Genomic DNA, 20525 nt, shown 5'->3' on the forward strand with positions numbered 1-20525 from the left:
GGGCTAAGACTTTTTCTCTTTCTTAAGTTCTGCGATTTCTTTCTTCAAACTGAAAAACATTTCTTTAATGGAGCTTGCATCCAGAGACGAAGAGCCTAGCTCTTCCGTGTTGATGCTAGCGGCATATTGCCAGATTTCTAAAATCTCGGAGTTCTTAATTTGATAGGGTTCGTAGAATTCATTGTCTGCCGCTACGCTAATGCCATTCGAGTCTCTCCCTTGGTAACGCTTGTAGGTAATTCCCTCATTTCTTGTAATGAAAATATAGGTTTTCCCTTTCGTTAATTCCTTAATCGATTCTACGTATTGCCCTACGATGTAGGTTCCTTCATTAAAAGGAGGCATTGAATCTCCCTCCACAGGGAAGGCTCGAAAGTTTCCGTTTCTTAAGAAGGGGAGTGAGATGGTTTGCAAACTCTCAATGTACTCAGGATCGGAGTACCCATTTAAATAGCCCATCGAGGCTCGGTGGGGAATGATTTCAATCTGCTTGTCTCCTCCGGAGTTCACCCGAATTGGAAGTACGATTCGGTTGTCCGGAAGAGAAAGAATCTTGTCAATGGGGTATTTCTTCAAATCCACAGAAAGCAGCAAATCAATACTGATCTTATAGAATCGAGAGATCCGGATTAACAGTTCTAAAGGCGGTTCGGAGGCCGCATCCTCGTATTTGGCATAACGTCCTCTTGTAATAAGAAGTTCGTCTGCGATGTTCTGCTGAGAGCGACTGAGTTGCCCTCTGAGATACCTGATGTTATCGGCAAAAATTGACATTGATATAAATTATATCAACAAATATACGAAAAATTGTTACAAATCGTGATAATTTTGACCCCATGAATCGAGCAATTGTACACATGGATTTGGACACGTTTTTCGTGTCCTGTGAAAGGCTTTCTAATTCAAAGCTTAACGGGGTCCCCGTTATTATTGGAGGGGGAGATCGGGGAGTCGTGGCTTCTTGTAGTTACGAGGCTCGGTACTTTGGGGTGCGCTCTGCTATGCCTATGAAAATGGCCTTGCGCCTTTGCCCAGAGGCCAAGGTCGTAAAAGGCGATATGGAGTATTACTCTAAACTCTCGCATGAGGTTACGCAGGTCGTTCAAGAAAAGGTTCCTCTGATGGAAAAAGCCAGCATTGATGAATTTTACCTAGATCTTACGGGAATGGATCAGTTTTTTGGTTGTTACAAATGGTCAAAGGAGATTGCTCAGTCCGTGACGCATGAGACCGGACTTCCTATTTCCTTTGCGCTCTCGACCAATAAGACCGTCTCTAAGATTGGGACAGGAGAATCCAAGCCTCTGGGCCGTTTAGAAATTCAGGAGCCTAGCATTCGCCCTTTTTTAAATCCACTTTCGGTACGAAAAATCCCAATGGTGGGAGACGTGACTTTTCAGCTTTTGTCTCGAATTGGCATTCGAACGATTCAAACGCTCTCAGAGATGCCCGTTAGAGTACTTCAGCAAATGATTGGAAAAAACGGAATTGAACTCTGGAAAAAAGCAAACGGAATTGATCTCTCTCCCGTGGTTCCTTATGCCGAGCGAAAATCCATCTCGAAGGAGCACACCTTCACGAGCGACACAATTGATATAATAGAAATTCGGCGGCTGATCTCGGCCATGGCCGAGTCGCTTAGCTACCAACTTCGAAAAGAAAAATGGCTTACCTCTACGGTCGTGGTGAAAATTCGGTATTCCAATTTTGACACGGAGACGCGTCAGATCAAAATTCCTTATACCTCGCTTGATCATTCCATTAGTCGGGTGGCTTTAGAGCTCTTTGAGAGGCTCTACACCCGACGTATGCGTTTACGGCTTATAGGACTTCGTTTAACCGATTTGGTGCACGGAACGTACCAAATGAATCTTTTTGAAGATTCAGAAGAGCTTATTAATCTCTACCAATCCATGGATGGAATTAAAAACCGCTTTGGAAAATCAGCCGTAGGAAGAGCCTCTGGATTTAAACTTAAATCCTAAATCTAAAGAGTATGTTTTTAAACTGTCATTCTTACCATAGCCTTCGCTACGGTACGCTTTCCATAGACCAGATTGTAGAAGAGGCCTTCTCGAAAGGCGTCTCTACCTTGGTATTGACGGATATTAACACCGTCACAGGCATTTATGATTTCTACAAAGCCTGCAAGTCAAAAGGCATAAAGCCTCTGGCAGGAGTAGAGGTTCGAGAAAAAGACGATCTGTATTATCTTGTCATCGCAAAGCGTTTTGAGGGCCTCTCGGAGATAAACGAACTTCTCACTCGCCACCACTGTGAAAACGAGACCCTGAGTCCCTGGGCTCCTGAGTTCAAGGATTTGTATGTCGTGTATCCCTTAGCGCATTTTCCAAAGACCTTAAGGCCTAATGAGTTTATAGGGGTAAATCCCTCTGAGATCAACTTTTTACTGCGTCCCGATCTACGCCCGTTTTTAGAGCGTATGGTGGTCCTTCATCCGGTCACGTTTCGCACGAAACGAGAGTACAATCTTCACCGGATTCTTCGAGCCATTGAGCACAATGTGCTGCTCTCCAAATTAGAACCCCACCAGTTTTGTCAGCCGACAGACTGTTTTGTTTCGCCCCAAGAGTTAGAAGCTCAGTTTAGCCGTTATCCCCAAATCATAGAGAACACAAAACGAATTTTAACCCAGGCGAAATTTGAATTTGAATTCTCTCTGCCGAGAAATAAAAAATTCTTCACCCGCAGTCGAGAAAGCGACCAAACGCTTTTAACTCGACTCGCTTACCTAGGGTTCAAAAGGCGGTATGGAGTAAATCATCAGGAGGCAAAAGCGAGAATTGAGAGGGAACTCAAAGTCATTCACGAACTTAATTTTAGTGGCTATTTTTTAATCACTTGGGACATTATTCGCTACAGCAACTCCAAAGGCTTTATGCACGTAGGAAGAGGCTCGGGAGCGAACTCTATTGTGGCGTACTGCCTAGGCATTACAGACATTTGTCCCCTGGAGCTCAATTTGTATTTTGAACGGTTCTTGAACGAAAACCGCAAAAGTCCGCCTGATTTTGATATCGATTGGTCTTGGCAGGATCGAGATACAATCTTAGAGTATATTTTCCAGCGATACGGCAAAAACCATGTGGCTTTCTGTGGAACCAATGTGGAATTTAAATACCGCTCCATTTTTAGAGAAGTCGGAAAGGTTTTTGGTCTTCCCAAGGACGATTTGGATTTACTGGCCAAAAACCCCATGCTGACCCACGAGAAAAGTAAGGTGGTTAGCACGGTGCAAAAATACGGAATGCTCCTAGAGAAATTCCCCAACCAGCGCAGCATGCACAGTTGTGGAATTTTAATCTCAGAGGAGCCCTTAACCAATTACACCGCGCTTGAAATGCCTCCCAAAGGATTTCCAATTATTCAGTTTGACATGCATGTGGCAGAGGAAATTGGGTTTGAGAAATTCGATATTCTTTCTCAAAGAGGCCTTGGAACCATCCATGACACGGTGCAGATGGTAGAGAAGAACCAAGGAATTAGGGTGGACATTAAAGACACTCGACTCTCTAAGGACACTCCACAAACCAATGCTTTTTTAAGTCTCGGAAAAACCATTGGCTGCTTTTACATTGAGAGCCCTGCGATGCGGGGGCTTCTTCGAAGGCTTAAATGCGACAACTACAAAACGCTTGTAGCGGCTTCCTCAATTATTCGACCTGGAGTGGCTAAAAGTGGCATGATGCGAGAGTTTATCTTTCGCCATAACCATCCCGATCGCTTTGAATACTTTCACAAAGTCTTTGAAGAGCAGCTGGGAGACACCTACGGGATTATGGTCTATCAGGAAGACGTGATTAAAATTGCTCTTCATTTTGGCGGGCTCAGTGCTGCGGATGGCGACATCTTGCGCCGGGCGATGAGCGGCAAGGGCCGCTCTTTAGCGGCATTAAAGAAAGTGAAAGATCATTTCTTTGAGTCCTGCAAGAAAAAAGGACATCCCGAGCCGCTCTCGCAAGAGGTCTACCGCCAGATTGAATCCTTTGCGGGGTATAGCTTTTGCAAGGCGCACTCGGCTTCCTACGCAGTAGAGAGCTATCAGAGTCTCTATCTGAAAGTACATTACCCGATTGAGTTTATGGTCTGCGCCATTAACAACCAGGGAGGATTTTACCGAACGGAAGTCTATGTTCACGAATGCCGAATGGCCGGAGCTCACATTCACAATCCCTGCGTGAACAAAAGCCTCTATAAGACCACCCTTTATGGAAAAGAGGTCTACCTAGGCTTTATGCATCTTCAGAAACTAGAGGTGAAACTAGCGAGTCTTCTGATTTTAGAGAGGGAGAAGAACGGAGACTATCTTTCCTTAGAAGATTTTGTAAGACGGGTTCCCGTAGGAATTGAAACCTTGCAGATTCTTATTTTCATTGGCGCCTTTCGCTTTACAGGGAAGGCGAAAAATGAACTTTTGATTGAAGCTAGACTTTTGCTGATTCACTTTAAACCCGAATACAGAGGGCCGAGTCTTTTAGAAGAGCCGATAGAGCCTTACACGCTTCCTTCGTTAGAGAGAACGGATTTTGAAGATGCGTTTGATGAGATTGAACTCCTGGATTTCCCAGTGTCTTGTAGTATTTTTGATTTGCTTCAAACCTCTTACCGTGGAAAAGTAAAAGCCAAGGATCTTTTGGATCACCACAAAACGGAGGTAAAGATGCTCGCGTATCTTATTTCCAGAAAGCATGTACCCACTAAGAAAGGCACGATGTATTTCGGTACCTGGATTGACTCGAACGGGGATTATTTTGATACGGCGCATTTTCCGGATACCCTGAGTCAATATCCCTTTTTAGGAGGTGGGGTCTATCTTCTACTGGGGCGAGTCGAGGTAGAGTATCACTTTCCCACCGTAACGGTTTTCAAGATGGCCAAGATGCCTTTTATTGCAGACCCTCGGTATGCGTACGACAAAGAAAAGTCGAGAGAGACCGAAAAACAATTGAAAGAAGATGTAAGTCCCACGTGGAGAAAACCTTATCCGAGTGAAAAAGACATTGGACTGCCTCGAACTCAAATGAAAAGCGAGTAGGGGCAAAGGCGAGTTAATCCCCATCTCAAAATCAAATATTTCTCTGAAACCAAGCCATGTAGCGAAAGTGTCGTTAATTTTTTGTACCTTTGCAGATAAATTACAAAGCGACGGTTACTTTATGCTTTTACCGAGGAGTAAATCTTAATAGCCACTTTTCAGTTTTCAAATTTTTAGCTGCAACTTTTTAATTTAAACTTTAAGAGAACTTAAAGTACAGTTTGTGCAAATGTGCAAACTATAAACAGCTCTCTACTTCAATGAAACAAAATACAATATAATATATGTCAGATTCTTTCTCTAAAAAGGAAAATTTAAAAAAGAAATTACAGAAACAAAAAGAAAAAGCACTCAAGCGTGAGGAGCGTAAAACTCAAAACAACAAAGGAAAAGAGCTTGACGACATGCTTCTTTATGTCGATGAGTTTGGTCAATTAACCTCTACACCGCCGAGCCAGCAAGAAAAAATCGAAGTATCTCTAGAGGATATTCAACTAGGAGCGGCTCCAATTGAAGCGGAAGATCCAATCAAAACAGGAATTGTTACTTTCTTAAGTGACAAGGGTTATGGTTTTATCACGGAAAATGATACGAAAGAAAACATTTTCTTCCACTTGAACAACGTGGAAGGAGAGCTTAAAAAAGGAAACAAAGTACGCTTTGAAAAAGAACGTTCACCAAAAGGATATTCTGCCTTAAACATCACGATTGTTAAGCAATAATTAAAAGGGTAGGGATCTACCGCTTTATAAAACTATATAAGCCTCATTCGAGGCTTTTTTTAGCTCCCTACTTGAAAAAAATCATCCATCCACCAGCAGAGCCTTCGAACCCCGTACTCTAAAACTAGCTTTTAGTTCACTTCTTGCTCCTTAATGTTTTCAGGTAAAATTGAATTTTCAAATTTTGGGTTCTCAAATTTGTAAATGCTTATTTCGCCTGATTCTTCATAGTAGGCATATTTGATTTCGGATAAGTACTCAATTCCCTGCTGCCGAAGAAGCATGTAGACTTCGTTTTCATCAATGTCGTCTAGCTTAAAATTCTCTTTCAAGAGCTGACCGTTTTCTACCAATTTGGTCACTTTGGGGTGAGTGAATTTTCTGACCGGTTCGTATTTGATTTCAATCGAAACGTAAATTTTTTGAAAAAGCGCAATGAGCGTAATGACCGAAAGGGAGACCGCTAAAGGAATGGAAGGATAAAAGGTGGCATCCCCCACAGAACTTCCCATTGCGACAATGAGTAGGATATCCGTACTCCCAATACCACCCACCACACGCTTTCCAATCCATCGAATCATTAAAATGGTATAGGTCATAATGACAAACACTCTCAAAATGATTTCGAGATAAATCTGGATTCCAAAATCTCCAAAAAACATTTTTTGAAGATCAAAAGTGTATTCGCTAGCTTCTATCATACTTTGTGTTTTTATTTAATTCAACGGGTAATTCTAACCCTTTGGGCTTAGGTTTTCTAAGGCATCCAATAGATCGATTCCTTCTCCGAGTACAGGTTTAAACAGATCTCCCTTCTTTTTAATTCTCTCAAGTGCGCTGTGAATCGTAAAATCGGTAGGGCTTAATCCTGATTTTACTTCGTTCCAATTGAGGGGCATAGACACAGGTGCATGGGGTTTGGGACGAACACTATAGACGCTAGCCAAAGTCTGTCCGAATCGGTTCTGCAAGTAGTCTAAATAGATTTTTTCTTTGCCTCGTTTTTTCAAATTTCTTTCTAGTGTGGTAAGTTCGGGGAGGAGCTCATTTACTTTCTGCATGAGGATATGGGCGAAGTTTTTCACTTGTTCAAACGTGTACTTTGCTTCCATAGGCAAATAGATGTGAATGCCCGAACTTCCTGAGGTTTTAGCGTAGCCTTTCACCTTTGAAAGATCAAGCACTTCTTTTACCGCCAAGGCGGTTTCAATCACGTGCTCGAACGTATTGTTCTCAGAGGGATCTAAATCGAGTGCTAACCACGTAGGGTTATGCAAATGATCCACAGTCGAATTCCAAGGATTTAAATCAATGCATCCTAAATTGTTTAGATAGGCTAAGTCTTCTTTTGTGTTGCCTATCAGATACAGATTGTCCTTATCGTTAGACTCCGAGAAAATAGAGACCTTGTCCATCCACGTGGGCGCCTCCTTACCCGCATCTTTATGGTAAAAGTTTAATTCTTCAATGCCATTTGGAAATCGGTTGAGCGATTGAGGCCGATGCTTCAAATGAGGCAAAATATACTCCGCCACCGATTGGTAATAGGCAATCAAATCGCCTTTGGTAATGCCACTTTCTGGAAAATAGATTTTCTTTTGATTGGTAAGTTTTACTTCTCTCTTTGATTTCGTTCCTTCCAAGAGTTTACTTGTCCTTGCATTCGAATACTCAAATTCTTCTAAATCTTCAAGATCCTTGTCCGCTCGGATGCCTAAGTAAACCGGATGGCGGAAGATTCCCTTCTTCGTTTTTTCTGTGAATTTAATCTCGCAAATAAGTTCGGGGCGAAGCCAAGTAGGTTTGCCATTGGTTTTCGGTACTTCTTCAAAAGGACACTCGTCCGTTTCAAGCGGTCTAAAGACTTCCCTTAAATTCTTTAACGTGTCGTCTTTAAACCCCGTACCTACGTGACCACAAAAGCAAAGCGCTCCTTTCTCATAAATCCCCATTATCAAGGAACCAAAATAGGAGCGTCCTGCTTTAGGCTCTGTATAGCCACAAATGAGGACTTCCTGTGTTTTGTGAAATTTGATTTTAAGCCAGTCTTCTGTACGAATGCCTTCTAGGTACGGGCTGTCCATTTTCTTGGCAATCATTCCTTCGAGTCCCAGGGTCTCTACTTGCTTAAAAAAATCTTTGCCTTTTTCTTCTACATGATCGCAGTATTTAACCACCTCATTTTCAATCAGGGCTTCTTTTAAAAGTTCCTTTCTCTCGATAAGAGAAAGCTTCTGCGTAGAATGTCCGTTGAGCCAAAGCAAATCAAATACTTGATAGCTAAGGGCGAGTTTCGAGTTTTCAACTTTGTTTTGAAGGAGTTGAAACTCCGGTTTGCCCTCCGCATTGAAAGCTACAATCTCCCCGTCCAAAACCATAGGGAATTTTTGATCTTCTAATGCCTTGACTATTTTTTCAAAGGACGCTGCGTAGGAGATTCCATTGCGCGAATAGAGTTTTATTTTGTCTTCTCGTAAATCGGCAATCCCACGGTATCCATCCCATTTGATTTCAAAAAGCCATTTTTTATCATCGAAGGCGCGCTCACCTGTTTCTGCAAGCATGGGGGAAATATAATTAGAGAATCTTTCGCTAGCGGTAAAAACAGAACTTAAGTTCCTAACGGGCGTTTTTTTTTGAACCTTGCTCGCTTTTCCTTTGCTCGATCGATTCAATTCTCGCTCGCTCACTTTCGAGTCCTTCGCTGCAAAATCTTCTGCATTATATCCCTGCGTCGCAAACGTATCGTTATGCTTAATTAAAAGCCAGGCATTTCCTTCTTTTGAATTTTTAATTTTCACAAGGGCAAATTCCCCTTTCAATTTCTGTCCGTGCAAATTTATCTTTAAGGATCCGGATTGCAGTTCTTCAAGTAGTGAGGCCTCCTTGCTTTTTCCCTTCTTCGTATTTAAAGGCTCATAGGTTCCTGAGTCCCAAATTTCCACTTCGCCAGCGCCGTAGTTTCCTTTCGGAATCGATCCTTCAAAATCCTTGTAACTGTAGGGATGGTCTTCCGTTTGCATCGCTAGCCTTTTGTCTTGTGGATCTAAGGAAGGGCCTTTAGGTATAGCCCAACTCTTCAGAACGCCCTGCATTTCTAAGCGAAAATCATAATGCAAGCGGGAGGCAGAATGCCTTTGGATGACAAAAATAAGGGAGTCGTCCTTCTTTCCCTTACCGCCCTTAGGTTCGGAGGTCTGAGAGAAATTTCGCTTTTTATGATATTCTTCTAAAGGCATATTCTAGGAGGCTTTGCTGTCTTTGGATCCTTTTAAACTGGCTTTTAGTTGCGCCATTAAATCGACCACTTTTCCGGTTTCTTCTTTCTTCTCGGTCACTACTTTCGATGATTTTCCTTTTGCTTTCTTCTTGATGATTTTCATCAAATCCAAAGAGTAGTTGTCCTTAAATTCAGAGGGATCAAATTTGGCTGAAGTTTGTTTGATTAAGGAAATGGCCATCTTTAATTCGGCGGCTTTTGGAGTTTTGTCTTTTGGGATTTTGAGTTCTTTGTAGTCTCTGATTTCCTGAGCGAATCGAAGACGATTCACGATTAATATCTTTCCTTCATACACACGGATCATACCAAAGATTTCTTTCTCCCGCATCACGAAAGTTCCAACCCCCGCCATTTTGGTTTTTAATAGAGCCTGAACCAAAAGGTTATAAACATTCTCTGCATTTTTTTGAGGCTCTAAAAAATAGGGGACTTCAAAGAGTACAGAATCGATTTCTTCTTCTTTCACAAATTTTTCAATGGCAAACGTTTTGGACTTTTCTGGATTTGCAGCTGCAAAATCTTCCTCATCTAAAATCACATAGGAATCTTTAATCAAAAATCCTTTCGTGATGTCTTTCCATTTTACTTCTTTTCCTGTCTTTTCGTTGACCCGCTTGAATTTAATGTTTGAATGATCTGTTTTGTCGAGCATATCTAAATCCAGGCTGCTGTCTTCTACTGCAGAGTACATTTTTACAGGAATGTTCACAAGGCCAAATCCGATGGCACCGTTCCAAATTGATTTCATATTTTTTGCTTTCTATAGATTAATAAAATGCTTTGACACACAATCTTGCGCTTAAAAAATGATAAGCAAAAGGCCTTTTCTATCTGCATCGTCACATTTTTTTATTGCCCGTTTAAGTCACAAGCAAAGGGATTTAACGTTCGATTTGTTGTTCCATTTCTCATGGTTAAAACGTAAAAAGTGTAGAGCTTTATCGTTTATTTAATACTTCCTACAATAAACGCGCCTTTTTATTTCTGAAAAATACCTATTTCTAGGTATTTCACTAAGAATGCGAAAACGATATATTTGAATGTTTATATAAGGCAGGGCTTTTCTTATATCCTGACGTCAGGGAGCTAAGTCCAAATTTCTAACGATTTAAAATTTAAACTATGTTAAAGATGCTATTTAATTTTGCACTGGCATTCGTTGTATTGCAAAGTGCAGAACGTTGTGATTTTGCCGACTGGCTAGGTGAAGATTTTGCCGACGGTGTGGAACAAGAGAAAGTGGACAATTCTACCTATACCTACAGATATAAGTGCGCGGTTGGAAGTGAGAATTCCGTTGAAATTCCAAACCGACTCTCCGCCACTTGTAAGAAGAACTGGGAGTTTTTTGCTAGAACCTACGGTTGTAACGAAGCCGACGATTTCGCAAAAGCCAACTCTCTAAAAGCTCAGTGTCCATGAGAACTTTAACGATTTTGATATTCTCTTTTCTACTAGGAATGGGTCAAATCCATGCGCAAGCCAGTCTCTCGAAAGGAACCTTTTCTATGGAGGGAGGGAATTACGTCCTAGATGCTGAATTGAAAGGCGGTAAACTTATCGTTTACGAACCCAATCGAACGACTCCCTATACACTACTTGCTGGCAATAAATACCAGTACTATCACGATAAATTTCAAAAGACGTATTACGTAGAAATTGTCGATCCTAATACTTTGCATTTTACCTCTTCTAATACCCAGGATACCTCCGTACTAAAACGGATGAATGCAACGGCTATAGTCACTTCAGGGGATGAGCATGATAAGTACATGGCGATCGCAGAAAAGTACCAAGCGTTGGCTGCAAATAAATCGGACGACGATCCAGAAGTGCAGGCTTACACATTTTGTGCAGCAAGTGCCCTTAGTGCAGCGATGAAAACTGAAAAAGAATTTCATGAATACGCACGACAGGCTGCCACAGTTTTAAAACAAATACTGGTCAATCCCAATAAGAACCCTTGTACGGATGCGATTCCCGATTTGGTATGGAAAAAAGCTGCCCTTTAGGCAGCATACAAAGTACTTAGTTTTTCAAACTAAATTTGGTGGTTTTGAAGCAGTCTGTGGTGGGCTGCTTCTTTTTTTGAAACAATTTTAACTGCAATGAGAGAGCGCATTTGGTTCAAAAGGGATGAGCATTACTTTTGAAATGGAAAAAAGCGAATAAATTTTAATAAATAGCTATGATAACAATTACGATACGAACCCATTTTGCGTCAAAGCATTCGGTACTCAGGCTCAGTAGACCTAAGGGGTTAACGAATTCGCACTCTCAATTCTTATTTCCTGAGGGGTAGGATAATACTTCTTTTTAAGCCATAGGCTTACTCTCACTAGGGCGATTAGTACAGGAACTTCTACCAAAGGTCCAATGACCCCTACAAAAGCTTGTGGGGAATGGGTTCCGAAGACGGCGATTGCAACTGCAATGGCTAATTCGAAATTGTTTCCCGTAGCCGTAAAGGCAATCGACGCATTTTTATCGTACGGAAGCCCAAGGGATTTGTTAACCCAGAAGCTTACGAAAAACATGAGTACAAAGTAGAGAATTAAAGGGGTGGCTACCTTAAGCACATCCATTGGCAATTCTACTATTTTGTCTCCTTTGAGACTAAACATGAGTACAATGGTAAAAAGCAGTGCATACAAGGTTAGAGGCGATATTTTCGGGATGAATTTCCGTTTGTACCATTCAATACCTTTGGTCTTAACAAGAATATAGCGACTTACAAACCCTGCTACAAAAGGAATTCCTAAATAGATGAGTACACTCTGCGTAACCTCTCTCATCGAAACGCTCACCTCGAATGTCCCTAAACCAAGCTTGCCAGGTAGTATGTTTATAAACAACCATACTAAAAAGCTGTAGGTAAACACTTGGAAAATACTGTTTAAGGCAATTAAGAGCGCCGCGTATTCACGATTGCCCTTTGCTAAATCATTCCAAACAATCACCATCGCGATGCATCTGGCTAGTCCAATGAGGATAAGACCTATCATATAATCCGGTTCGTCTCTCAAGAAAAGGACCGCAAGGGCAAACATCAAAATAGGTCCTACAATCCAGTTAAGAAGTAGAGAAATGCTAATCGTTCTTTTATCCTTTAATGCCATGGGCAGTAGGGAATAATCTACCTTAGCCAGGGGTGGATACATCATAAGGATTAGTCCAATGGCTAGGGGAAGGTTGGTGGTCCCAACTGATAAAGAATCCGTGATTTGAGAAACGGCAGGAAAAAAGTGACCGATTCCAATACCGATGCCCATCGCAAGAAAGATCCAGAGTGTAAGGTAGCGGTCTAAAAATTTTAATTTAGGTTGCATTCGCTATTTAATTTTTGAAAAGACATAAAACATTTCACTTGCGATCTGCAAACTTCTATCGGCGTAGACTTGCGATTGCTCTGGAGTTGAATCCGAAATTTTAGGATCTTCAAAGGGAATCCCAATCCTTTTTTCTGCCCCTGCAAGAAAGGGACAAGCCTCTTCGGCCTGCGAACAGGTAAGGATTGCTGCAAAGGAGGAAGTCGGATTAAACGCACTGTCGTACTTTTTAGAAAACCCTAGGATAGGCAAGGAATTGGCCTCGAATTTTATCGCGTAAACAGGGTTACTGCCTTCCCCAATTTTAAAAGCATCGAAGCCTTGGTTTAAAAGGGTTTCTACTACTTTCGGATATAAGGCCGTTTCTTCTGTGCCTCCGGAATAGCAGGCCACTTTTTCAATTTTGAAGTGTGCGGCCGCGGCTTGCGCCCAAACTTGCGCCAAATGGCTTCTTCGGGAATTGTGAGTGCAAATGAAATTTAAGTTTATTTCCTTTTTCTCATCTGTTTTTTCCTGAATGAAATCAATCAGAGGTTGCAATTTAGTTCTGCGCTCCGCGCTGCTGAGCTGCTCAAAATGCAGCTGCTGGATTGTCTTTTCTAAGTTTGTGTTCATGGGAATAGGGTGGATTAACAGCAGCCTGAATTGGGTGAGCAGCTGGAGGTTGTATTCACGGTAAGTTCAGATAAATTTTTGCGTACTTTCTCCGTCGGGATTCCACAAGCCTCCTGAGCAAGGCATGCGGTTAATTTGTTTTTCAAAATGAACGTATTGCCATCGAAATCCAAATCGTATTTTCCGATCGTACCGTCTTGGTATTCAACTTCAATCTCGGAATCTTCAATACCTAATTTTTCTTCTGACAAATTAATGATGCTTAGCAGCTTGCCCGGTTTTAAACGATGCTCAAAATCATCTGCATTCCACAGCTGCAAGTTGATCGTTTTCTCCTTTCTAATGACGCCACCACAGTCAATGAAGTTCTTTTGAATTTGTCCTACTTCCGTGACATGAAAATGCTCAGGAACGAAGGTTCCATTTTCTAATTTGAATTGCACATTCTCTAAAGTGGGTAAAATGGCTTTGATTTCAGATAGTTTCATGATAATTTAAATTTCTGTTTAATAAAAGATAATTGAAGGGCTACTTTTTTATATCAAGAGGTCATTGAGAGTATAGTGGATGAATTGGAATCTAACAACACGCATCCACATCGACGTTTTGGTCGAAGAATCCATTGATTTGCTCCTGAAACTTTTTCCAAACTTTTTCGTCGATACAATAACAGACCGATTTCCCCTCTACAGAGCCTTTTATGATTCCTATGTTTTTTAATTCTTTTAAATGCTGTGAAATTGTAGCTTGAGCTAAACCCAGTTCATCGACCAAGTCATTGCAAATACAAGCTTTTTGATTGATGATATACTGTAGGATGGCGATCCTTCCCGGATGAGCCAAGACCTTGAGTAGAGTGGCGAGCTTGTTTTGCTCTTCCGTATATAAATCTGTTTTCGTAATTCCCATTGTATGTATTTTGATATTGTAATATTACGATGATAATTGAAATAACAAAAGAAATTTTTACATTTTTTACGGATTGAGATTAATGTAGCCAAAAGGGGCTAAATAGAAAAATCCAGTTTCTTTGTTGATTAAAGTCTTTGAATTATATATCCTTAGTGATGATATTCAATACTTAAAGATAGTAAAAACAACGATTTACAAAATGGTTCTTAGAAATAATAAAAAAAAGTAACCGCCATTGGAAGCCATATCTAAGAAATGAACTGAAGGCAGTGCCTTGCAACTTATATCTACTAGTCGATTATAGGTAGGGAGCCTTACGATCTTAAAATCTTTTCCATTGCCTTCCCTTTAGCCAATTCATCGATTAGTTTATCCAAATAGCGAATTTCTCTAGTTAGCTTTTCCTGAATTTCCTCCACGCGGTATCCACAAATCATACCTGTAATTTTTGAAGTATTCGGGTGGATTTCTGCTTTAGAAAAGAATTCCTCAAAACTGGTTTTATTCTCAAGATGAACCTGCAGAGTTTTCTTATCAAAGCCAGTCAGCCAAAAGATAATCTCATCTACTTCAGCCTGCGTGCGTCCTTTCTTCTCCGCTTTTTGAATGTAATGCGGGTAGACCACTGCAAAAGGCATTTTGTAAATTTTTTCTTTGTTTTTCTCGTGCATTGTACGCTAGGTTAGTTAGTATATGTATTCTTCAATCTCTTCTTGTCGTGCACTGGCAAACCCTTTGTCTCTTCCAATTTGCACAAAACCTGCCTTTTCTACTGAATCCGTACCAATAAGTCTTTGGAGGGTCTGGATCAAGACAATAGACATGAAAAAAACCAGAGCAAAGCAAGAAATTTATAGCACTAAAAAAGGACTGTATGTTTGATAGTCCTTGTGTTTTTATTGAAGTATAATATACGGATTGATGTTTAGTTTTTTATGTAGATTCTTGGCAACCTGTAAGGTAGGTTCACTTTTTCCAGAAAGATATTCGCTGACTCTGGAAGCACTTACACCAATAAGCTCTGCCAATTTTGCCTGTGTAATATCCATTTCGTACATACGGAGTTTGATAACGTCATTTAAAGACGGTGGTTCAATCGAGTAATGTTCGGTTTCGTATTCTTCCACCAAATCAGTCAAAAGGTCAAGCTCCATATAATCCGGATCCGTTGGAGGTGTCTCATCATCTACAATGTCAATCAATACGTCTATTTTTTTTAGAAGCATCTTGTACTGGGATTCTGATTTTATCCGTACCATATTATTTTTTTTTAAATCGTTTTACAATCAATTTTATCCTATTCTTTAAGTGTTCCGATAAACCTTATGTACATAATTTGTGGGGTAAAAAGAATTTTGACAACCATTCGGAAATCATTTCCCTTAATGTTAAAAACATACCTTTTGTTCCCGACATAATCTACACTGTTCACATCTTTTTTAATATCATTCAATCCTTTCCATTGAGCTGATTTGCTTGTTTTATACCAACTTTCCAATGCGGTTTTGGAAGTAGGATGAAGATGATAAAAATCCCTAATTGTTTTAATAGCAACAATCCTCATATAAAGAATTTATACAGCAAAGTTAAAAATTAAATTCCAATATATAGAATTAAGTTATAAAAATCAAAATAATATGAAAACATTTTCATTTCTAATATCACTAACAGGGATTCTTTTGATATGTGATCAGTAGAGTAGTAGACGGGGTTAAAAGTATAAATTTATAGGATTTCCAAGCGAAGGAAGCAAAAACTGATGGCTTCTTTTTCTATGCAGGTGCAAGAGTACACTTTGCTAGTTCTAAAATACAAAGCCCATGGCGCGAACGTCTTGGTTCTTTCTTAGGGCAGCAAAATATAGAGTCTGCTCTGCACCTTGCTCAGTTGAGGGAATATTTTCCAAAGCAAATCGAGAGGGTTTTTCTTTAAAAGAAAAATCATAAAATTTGAGCTTCGTCTGATAGGTTTCAAAATTCGCAGTGATGGCGATAAGTTCAAGGTTCTCATATTTTGAAAGAGAGGGGAGAAGAAGGGAGGTTTCAAAAAGATCTTTTGAAATCTTTAGGGATCCCTTGGGTCGAGGCATCTTTCCAAACTCAAACTCTCGTAACATTGTCTTACCTAGTTCCGTTTTCAGACCTCGGTAAACGCGCCGATCTCCTTTCGGAGTTAGAGCATCTAGATCTTTGATGAGGGTCATTACCTTTGCAAATTTTTGATATAGATATTTGTCCTCAGCAAAGGCCATATAGTCCTTAAGGGCTTCTCTTATCATTTTTCCAGACTTGGAACAATGTCCAAATTCAGAACTGTTCTGGCGAACCGCTGCATAGCTTTCCTTTTCTTCGTAGGAGGTTTTGTTAAATCCACTTTTACGACGAACCACATTTACGCCATTGAGTTGGTAGTAAACCAAATCTCCAATAGCGCCCTGGATTTCGATGGAACTTTTGTATTTCGCCATAAATGAATTTGCAAAAGAATTCAAATGTATAGATATTTTTAATTTTGACCTAATTATAGTATAGTTAATTTATAGTTGTAGTATAATCTATATTTCAATATATTTTCTATATTTGTAGAGAAAAGAGACTGGAATTTTGCTGCTCCTTTTTTAATTAAAAACCTTTCTGTGATGAATACACTCTTGCAAGCTCCAAAAGAAAACCTACTTAAATCCTTTGTTGGACTTACCCTAATAGCTTCTGTGGCTATTTCGTGTGGTACTTCTTCTCGCGCCGTGGGTCATAATCCGGTAGAGCGAGAGATACCTACGAAAACGGTAGAAAGGTCAAGTGGTCTGAGGCATTTAGAATCAAAATATGCCGGAAAGAATTCTTCTCAGGTAGAGGATCTACTGAAAGATGCGCATAAATACCTCGGAGCTCCCTACAAATACGGAGGGGATACGTCCTCAGGCTTTGATTGTTCGGGCTTCACTCTAGTCGTTTTTGAACAGAATGAATACAAATTGCCAAGACGCTCTTCGGATCAGGCCCTCACTGGAGATCCCATTGAGATTACCCAGGTGAAACCTGGAGATCTATTGTTTTTTGCTACAGGCGGAGGCTCAAGAGTTTCCCACGTAGGCATCGTGCACGATATTGGTGGCGATGGAGAAGTGAAGTTTATTCATGCTTCTACTTCAAAAGGAGTTATTATTTCCTCTCTAAACGAGACGTATTGGAACAAGGCCTACTTGCACGCTCAAAAAGTGCTTTAGAAATCTATACTTTCAAAATTTCCTACATATTTCCAATTGAATTTGCTCCTTTTTTAAGAAATGAAGAGGCTAGGTTTTTTAATCACAGCTTCTTTCCCTATTTTTGTTCTCAATTAATTACTTAATTTAAAATGAGTTTACAAGAAAGAATCGAATCGATCTGGGATAACCGCGATTTGTTGCAACAAGAAGAGAGTAAGGCGCTAATTAGAGAAGTGATTTCTTTATTAGACAAAGGTGAACTTCGTGTCGCAGAACCTACGGAAACAGGATGGCAGGTGAATGAATGGGTGAAAAAAGCAGTTGTAATGTATTTCCCGATTCAAACCATGGAAACGATTGAAGTGGGACCTTTTGAATTCCACGATAAAATTCCACTCAAAAAAAATTACGCAGAAAAAGGGGTGAGAGTCGTTCCTCATGCAATTGCTAGAGAAGGAGCTTATGTAGCCTCTGGAGTCATTATGATGCCTTCTTATATTAACATTGGTGCGTATGTAGATTCCGGAACCATGGTCGATACTTGGGCAACGGTAGGAAGCTGCGCACAGATTGGTAAAAACGTACACCTAAGTGGTGGTGTGGGAATTGGAGGCGTTCTTGAACCGCTTCAAGCAGCACCTGTTATCATTGAAGACGATTGTTTCGTTGGATCTCGCTGCATCGTCGTGGAAGGAGTTCACGTAGAGAGGGAAGCGGTTTTAGGAGCCAATGTGGTTCTAACGGCCTCTACTAAAATTATTGACGTAACCGGAGACGATCCCGTCGAGTATAAAGGACGAATTCCTGCACGTTCGGTTGTAATTCCAGGAAGTTACACCAAAACATTTGAAGCGGGAGATTACCACGTGCCTTGTGCACTTATTATTGGCCAGAGAAAAGAATCAACCGATAAGAAGACTTCGCTTAACGACGCTTTAAGAGAAAACAACGTGTCTGTTTAACAGACCCAAGCTTATAGAGTAAAGTGGGTGCTTTTCTTGAAAGTATCCACTTTTTTTTACGTTATTTGTGGACTAATTCTATTTTGTTCGAAAGAAAATGAAAATTGCCTACGACGCGAAACGATTTTTTCATAACGCTTCCGGTCTTGGAAACTATTCTCGAGATCTCATCCGAATTCTTGCCCGTACGCCCAAGGAAAATCGCTATCTCTTGTATGGTAAATCCATTTCCGCACGAGGAGCGGAAATTCTTGGTAACTCCAAAGTAGAATTTAGATCCATTGGAAACGGAAAGCTCGCAAGGCTATTTCTGATGGGCAAATTAGCCCAGCGAGAAAAAGCGGATCTCTTCCATGGACTTTCTGGAGAACTCCCGATTCGATGGGAGAAGGAGCCCATCAAAAAGGTGGTGACCATACACGATCTTATCTTTCTAAAATTCCCTCAGTATTATTCCTTCTTCGATCGAAAAATTCATTATTGGAAATTTAAAAAAGCAGCAGAGCAGGCCGATTTAATCATTGCGATCTCCAACCAAACCAAAACGGATATTCTTTATTATCTACCGGTGGATTCCCAAAAAGTACGGGTGGTCTATCAAGGATGCCACAAGGCATTCAAATGTGATATCCCACTACAGATTCTAGATAGCATTCAAGAAAAATACAAGCTACCTAGAGAGTTTCTACTGAGCGTAGGAACGATTGAAGAGCGAAAGAACCTTTTAGGTGTCATCGAGGCCCTTAAAGAACTTAAAGAAATCGAGATACCGCTTATCGTGGTAGGAAAACCCACTGCGTACCAAAAAAAGGTTCAAAAAGCGATAAAGCGTTATGGACTAGAAGACAGGGTTCATTTTCTAACGGGCGTAACCATGGAGGATTTAGCCTGTATTTATCGTCTCGCAAGCGTGTTTGTGTATCCAAGTTTTTATGAAGGGTTTGGCATTCCTGTCATCGAAGCCCTCTATAGCGGAACCCCCGTGATCACAAGCAACAACAGTTGCCTACAAGAGGCCGGAGGCCCTCATTCTCTTTATGTAGACCCGTACAGCAGCAAAGACATTGCAGCCAAGCTTCGCTATTTGTGGAGTCTGGAATCGGAAAGGAAATTGCGAGCAGAAAAAGGATTTGAATATGTTCAAAAGTTCTGTGATGAGACCATTGCTTCTCAAATGTTCGAGGTCTATCAGGAAGTTCTTGAGTCCTAAGGAAGGTCTTGCGTTTTGCTCTTTGCATTCGCTAAAATAGACTTCGCTACTCGAGCCCCTGAACTGAAACAACCCTGCAATAAGTAGCCCCCTGTGGGCGCTTCCCAATCTAGCATTTCTCCTGCGCAGTACACAGAAGCAAACTCTTTCAATTCTAACGTAGGCGCTAAGGAAGAAAAGGCCACGCCTCCTGAGGTAGAGATCACTTCGTCGATCGGTCGATAGCCAAGAACTTCTACTGGAAAACTTTTAATGTGTTTTGTCAGAATTACGGGATCTAGATAACTTGTTTTATCAAGCGTCTTTAAAAGATTAAGAGCGGTTGTGGATAGTTTTAATTCTCTTTTAAGAATGGGACTCATCTTGGGCGCCTCTTTTAACAGGTTTAAGATTTCGGATTCGGATACACTCGGTTTTAAATCAAGAGTAAGAACGAGTGGAAATTCTCGGTGCCTTGTAAAGCGATTCATATAGTAAATAGAACTTCCTTCAATGCCGTATTTTGTAAATACAAGTTCCCCGATTTTTGAGGTGGATTCAAAAGAAACCTTCGTGTTCTTCAAATACTGACCTTGGAGGGTATGAAACGTAGCTTTCGTTTCATACCCGGAGTTTGCAGACTCAAGCGGGATGATTTCAATCTTTTTTTCCTTCAGAAAAGAAATCCACTGGGCATTAGAACCGGTCTTCTTCCAAGAGCCTCCTCCTAAGGCTAAAACAAGATGGCTAAACTCTACGATCGTTTGTTTCCCTTTGTTCTCGAAGTATACTTTAGAGTTCTCAAAACTTACAAATCGATGCTCGTAATGAATCTGGACACCAAGTGAACTTAGTTTTTCTAACCAAGCGTTTAGAACCTCAATGGGTTTAAAGTTTTTGGTGGGAAAAATTTTGCCTGAACTCCCTACATACGTTGAGATTCCAATCTCGCCAAGCCACTGCGTGACTTGGTCATTGTCAAAGTCTTTCACGATCTCTTGCATTTCAAGGCGGTCGTATTGGGTGACAAAAGAGTCTATCGGTTCAGAATGTGTCAAATTGAAGCCTCCTTTTCCTGCCACAAGAAACTTGCGTGCAGCGGCCTTGTTTTGCTCATACACATGGACTTTTTTACCCTGAAGGGCAAGTTGGTAAGCGGCCATAAGTCCTGCAGGTCCTGCGCCAATGATCACAATGTGTTTTTCGTTCATGCTTGTGCAAAAGTAAGCATTTCTAAGAGATGCTTAAAGAA

General features: G+C 40.7%; 22 protein-coding genes. 8 read left to right on the plus strand and 14 right to left on the minus strand.

Annotated features, from left to right (window positions below):
* Window positions 1-3 precede the first annotated feature (3 nt).
* A complete protein-coding gene (locus ACX3PU_RS05650) occupies window positions 4-774 on the minus strand; it encodes an XRE family transcriptional regulator (RefSeq protein WP_459083953.1) in 771 nt (256 codons plus the stop codon).
* Between the two features lie 62 nt (window positions 775-836).
* Between ACX3PU_RS05650 and dinB the strand changes: the two genes are divergently transcribed.
* The 3 genes from dinB (at window position 837) to ACX3PU_RS05665 (ending at window position 5778) form a co-directional block, all read left to right on the plus strand.
* Complete coding sequence (gene dinB / locus ACX3PU_RS05655; protein WP_459083954.1) at window positions 837-1985, plus strand: DNA polymerase IV; 1149 nt, start codon at window positions 837-839, stop codon at window positions 1983-1985.
* Window positions 1986-1996: 11 nt separating this feature from the next.
* On the plus strand, window positions 1997-5056 hold the full coding sequence (locus tag ACX3PU_RS05660) for a DNA polymerase III subunit alpha (RefSeq protein WP_459083955.1): 3060 nt from the start codon (window positions 1997-1999) through the stop codon (window positions 5054-5056).
* A gap of 284 nt (window positions 5057-5340) precedes the next feature.
* Window positions 5341-5778: a cold shock domain-containing protein gene (locus tag ACX3PU_RS05665; protein ID WP_459083956.1), complete on the plus strand. Its 438-nt coding sequence runs from the start codon at window positions 5341-5343 to the stop codon at window positions 5776-5778.
* 131 nt (window positions 5779-5909) lie between these two features.
* On the opposite strand, the gene ACX3PU_RS05670 is transcribed toward ACX3PU_RS05665, so the two are convergent.
* From ACX3PU_RS05670 to ku, 3 genes are read right to left on the minus strand one after another with little or no spacing between them, the layout of a single operon-like run.
* On the minus strand, window positions 5910-6479 hold the full coding sequence (locus ACX3PU_RS05670; RefSeq protein WP_459083957.1) for a DUF421 domain-containing protein: 570 nt from the start codon (window positions 6477-6479) through the stop codon (window positions 5910-5912).
* Window positions 6480-6512: 33 nt separating this feature from the next.
* Window positions 6513-9017: a DNA ligase D gene (gene ligD / locus ACX3PU_RS05675; RefSeq protein ID WP_459083958.1), complete on the minus strand. Its 2505-nt coding sequence runs from the start codon at window positions 9015-9017 to the stop codon at window positions 6513-6515.
* Between the two features lie 3 nt (window positions 9018-9020).
* Window positions 9021-9806 carry a non-homologous end joining protein Ku gene (ku, locus tag ACX3PU_RS05680; RefSeq protein WP_459083959.1) on the minus strand — a complete coding sequence of 262 codons (786 nt, stop codon included), beginning with the start codon at window positions 9804-9806 and terminating at the stop codon, window positions 9021-9023.
* A 374-nt stretch (window positions 9807-10180) separates the two neighbouring features.
* On the opposite strand from ku, the gene ACX3PU_RS05685 reads away from it, so the two are divergent.
* Together ACX3PU_RS05685 and ACX3PU_RS05690 are read left to right on the plus strand one after the other, a co-directional pair.
* Window positions 10181-10480 carry a hypothetical protein gene (locus tag ACX3PU_RS05685; RefSeq protein ID WP_459083960.1) on the plus strand — a complete coding sequence of 100 codons (300 nt, stop codon included), beginning with the start codon at window positions 10181-10183 and terminating at the stop codon, window positions 10478-10480.
* A complete protein-coding gene (locus ACX3PU_RS05690) occupies window positions 10477-11070 on the plus strand; it encodes a hypothetical protein (protein ID WP_459083961.1) in 594 nt (197 codons plus the stop codon). The genes ACX3PU_RS05685 and ACX3PU_RS05690 overlap by 4 nt, the downstream gene beginning before the upstream one ends.
* 240 nt (window positions 11071-11310) lie before the next feature.
* Here the strand turns inward: ACX3PU_RS05690 and arsB are convergent, their stop codons facing one another.
* The 9 genes from arsB to ACX3PU_RS05735 all read right to left on the minus strand — a co-directional run bounded on the left by arsB (window position 11311) and on the right by ACX3PU_RS05735 (window position 16381).
* On the minus strand, window positions 11311-12387 hold the full coding sequence (arsB, locus tag ACX3PU_RS05695; protein ID WP_459083962.1) for an ACR3 family arsenite efflux transporter: 1077 nt from the start codon (window positions 12385-12387) through the stop codon (window positions 11311-11313).
* 3 nt (window positions 12388-12390) lie between these two features.
* On the minus strand, window positions 12391-13002 hold the full coding sequence (locus ACX3PU_RS05700; protein ID WP_459083963.1) for a low molecular weight phosphatase family protein: 612 nt from the start codon (window positions 13000-13002) through the stop codon (window positions 12391-12393).
* 14 nt (window positions 13003-13016) lie between these two features.
* The gene (locus ACX3PU_RS05705; RefSeq protein ID WP_459083965.1) at window positions 13017-13490 is read right to left on the minus strand and encodes a DUF6428 family protein; all 474 of its coding nucleotides are present in this window, start codon (window positions 13488-13490) and stop codon (window positions 13017-13019) included.
* A 91-nt stretch (window positions 13491-13581) separates the two neighbouring features.
* Window positions 13582-13911 carry an ArsR/SmtB family transcription factor gene (locus ACX3PU_RS05710; protein ID WP_459083966.1) on the minus strand — a complete coding sequence of 110 codons (330 nt, stop codon included), beginning with the start codon at window positions 13909-13911 and terminating at the stop codon, window positions 13582-13584.
* A gap of 317 nt (window positions 13912-14228) precedes the next feature.
* Window positions 14229-14585: a DUF2200 domain-containing protein gene (locus tag ACX3PU_RS05715; protein WP_459083967.1), complete on the minus strand. Its 357-nt coding sequence runs from the start codon at window positions 14583-14585 to the stop codon at window positions 14229-14231.
* Window positions 14586-14600: 15 nt separating this feature from the next.
* Window positions 14601-14738 (minus strand): hypothetical protein, encoded by a 138-nt coding sequence (locus ACX3PU_RS05720; RefSeq protein WP_459083968.1) that lies wholly within the window; start codon window positions 14736-14738, stop codon window positions 14601-14603.
* 72 nt (window positions 14739-14810) lie between these two features.
* Window positions 14811-15173, minus strand: a complete 363-nt coding sequence (locus tag ACX3PU_RS05725) for a helix-turn-helix domain-containing protein (RefSeq protein ID WP_459083970.1) — start codon at window positions 15171-15173, stop codon at window positions 14811-14813.
* 38 nt (window positions 15174-15211) lie between these two features.
* Window positions 15212-15478: a type II toxin-antitoxin system HigB family toxin gene (locus ACX3PU_RS05730; protein ID WP_459083971.1), complete on the minus strand. Its 267-nt coding sequence runs from the start codon at window positions 15476-15478 to the stop codon at window positions 15212-15214.
* Between the two features lie 240 nt (window positions 15479-15718).
* The gene (locus ACX3PU_RS05735; RefSeq protein WP_459083972.1) at window positions 15719-16381 is read right to left on the minus strand and encodes a hypothetical protein; all 663 of its coding nucleotides are present in this window, start codon (window positions 16379-16381) and stop codon (window positions 15719-15721) included.
* Window positions 16382-16552: 171 nt separating this feature from the next.
* Here ACX3PU_RS05735 and ACX3PU_RS05740 point away from each other — a divergent pair, with 171 nt between their 5' ends.
* From ACX3PU_RS05740 to ACX3PU_RS05750, 3 genes are all read left to right on the plus strand, one after another.
* A complete protein-coding gene (locus ACX3PU_RS05740) occupies window positions 16553-17140 on the plus strand; it encodes a C40 family peptidase (protein ID WP_459083974.1) in 588 nt (195 codons plus the stop codon).
* 131 nt (window positions 17141-17271) lie between these two features.
* Entirely contained in the window at window positions 17272-18084 is an 813-nt protein-coding gene (locus ACX3PU_RS05745) for a 2,3,4,5-tetrahydropyridine-2,6-dicarboxylate N-succinyltransferase (RefSeq protein WP_459083975.1), read from the plus strand.
* A gap of 97 nt (window positions 18085-18181) precedes the next feature.
* Window positions 18182-19294: a glycosyltransferase family 4 protein gene (locus ACX3PU_RS05750; protein WP_459083976.1), complete on the plus strand. Its 1113-nt coding sequence runs from the start codon at window positions 18182-18184 to the stop codon at window positions 19292-19294.
* On the opposite strand, the gene ACX3PU_RS05755 is transcribed toward ACX3PU_RS05750, so the two are convergent.
* Window positions 19291-20484, minus strand: coding sequence for a BaiN/RdsA family NAD(P)/FAD-dependent oxidoreductase (locus ACX3PU_RS05755; RefSeq protein ID WP_459083977.1), 1194 nt, complete (start codon window positions 20482-20484; stop codon window positions 19291-19293). The genes ACX3PU_RS05750 and ACX3PU_RS05755 overlap by 4 nt on opposite strands.
* Window positions 20485-20525 lie beyond the last annotated feature (41 nt).

The sequence above is a fragment of the Chryseobacterium sp. A301 genome (genome assembly GCF_054489425.1).

Coding starts and splice junctions, on each gene's coding strand:
- ACX3PU_RS05665 (WP_459083956.1), top strand. CDS start 5,341: ATGTCAGATTCTTTCTCTAAAAAGGAAAATTTAAAAAAGAAATTACAG.
- ACX3PU_RS05650 (WP_459083953.1), bottom strand. CDS start 774: ATGTCAATTTTTGCCGATAACATCAGGTATCTCAGAGGGCAACTCAGT.
- ligD (WP_459083958.1), bottom strand. CDS start 9,017: ATGCCTTTAGAAGAATATCATAAAAAGCGAAATTTCTCTCAGACCTCC.
- ACX3PU_RS05720 (WP_459083968.1), bottom strand. CDS start 14,738: ATGTCTATTGTCTTGATCCAGACCCTCCAAAGACTTATTGGTACGGAT.
- ACX3PU_RS05730 (WP_459083971.1), bottom strand. CDS start 15,478: ATGAGGATTGTTGCTATTAAAACAATTAGGGATTTTTATCATCTTCAT.
- ACX3PU_RS05745 (WP_459083975.1), top strand. CDS start 17,272: ATGAGTTTACAAGAAAGAATCGAATCGATCTGGGATAACCGCGATTTG.
- dinB (WP_459083954.1), top strand. CDS start 837: ATGAATCGAGCAATTGTACACATGGATTTGGACACGTTTTTCGTGTCC.
- ACX3PU_RS05755 (WP_459083977.1), bottom strand. CDS start 20,484: ATGAACGAAAAACACATTGTGATCATTGGCGCAGGACCTGCAGGACTT.
- ACX3PU_RS05740 (WP_459083974.1), top strand. CDS start 16,553: ATGAATACACTCTTGCAAGCTCCAAAAGAAAACCTACTTAAATCCTTT.
- ACX3PU_RS05715 (WP_459083967.1), bottom strand. CDS start 14,585: ATGCACGAGAAAAACAAAGAAAAAATTTACAAAATGCCTTTTGCAGTG.
- ACX3PU_RS05710 (WP_459083966.1), bottom strand. CDS start 13,911: ATGGGAATTACGAAAACAGATTTATATACGGAAGAGCAAAACAAGCTC.
- ACX3PU_RS05735 (WP_459083972.1), bottom strand. CDS start 16,381: ATGGCGAAATACAAAAGTTCCATCGAAATCCAGGGCGCTATTGGAGAT.
- ACX3PU_RS05685 (WP_459083960.1), top strand. CDS start 10,181: ATGTTAAAGATGCTATTTAATTTTGCACTGGCATTCGTTGTATTGCAA.
- ACX3PU_RS05670 (WP_459083957.1), bottom strand. CDS start 6,479: ATGATAGAAGCTAGCGAATACACTTTTGATCTTCAAAAAATGTTTTTT.
- ACX3PU_RS05700 (WP_459083963.1), bottom strand. CDS start 13,002: ATGAACACAAACTTAGAAAAGACAATCCAGCAGCTGCATTTTGAGCAG.
- ACX3PU_RS05705 (WP_459083965.1), bottom strand. CDS start 13,490: ATGAAACTATCTGAAATCAAAGCCATTTTACCCACTTTAGAGAATGTG.
- ACX3PU_RS05660 (WP_459083955.1), top strand. CDS start 1,997: ATGTTTTTAAACTGTCATTCTTACCATAGCCTTCGCTACGGTACGCTT.
- ACX3PU_RS05690 (WP_459083961.1), top strand. CDS start 10,477: ATGAGAACTTTAACGATTTTGATATTCTCTTTTCTACTAGGAATGGGT.
- ku (WP_459083959.1), bottom strand. CDS start 9,806: ATGAAATCAATTTGGAACGGTGCCATCGGATTTGGCCTTGTGAACATT.
- ACX3PU_RS05725 (WP_459083970.1), bottom strand. CDS start 15,173: ATGGTACGGATAAAATCAGAATCCCAGTACAAGATGCTTCTAAAAAAA.
- arsB (WP_459083962.1), bottom strand. CDS start 12,387: ATGCAACCTAAATTAAAATTTTTAGACCGCTACCTTACACTCTGGATC.
- ACX3PU_RS05750 (WP_459083976.1), top strand. CDS start 18,182: ATGAAAATTGCCTACGACGCGAAACGATTTTTTCATAACGCTTCCGGT.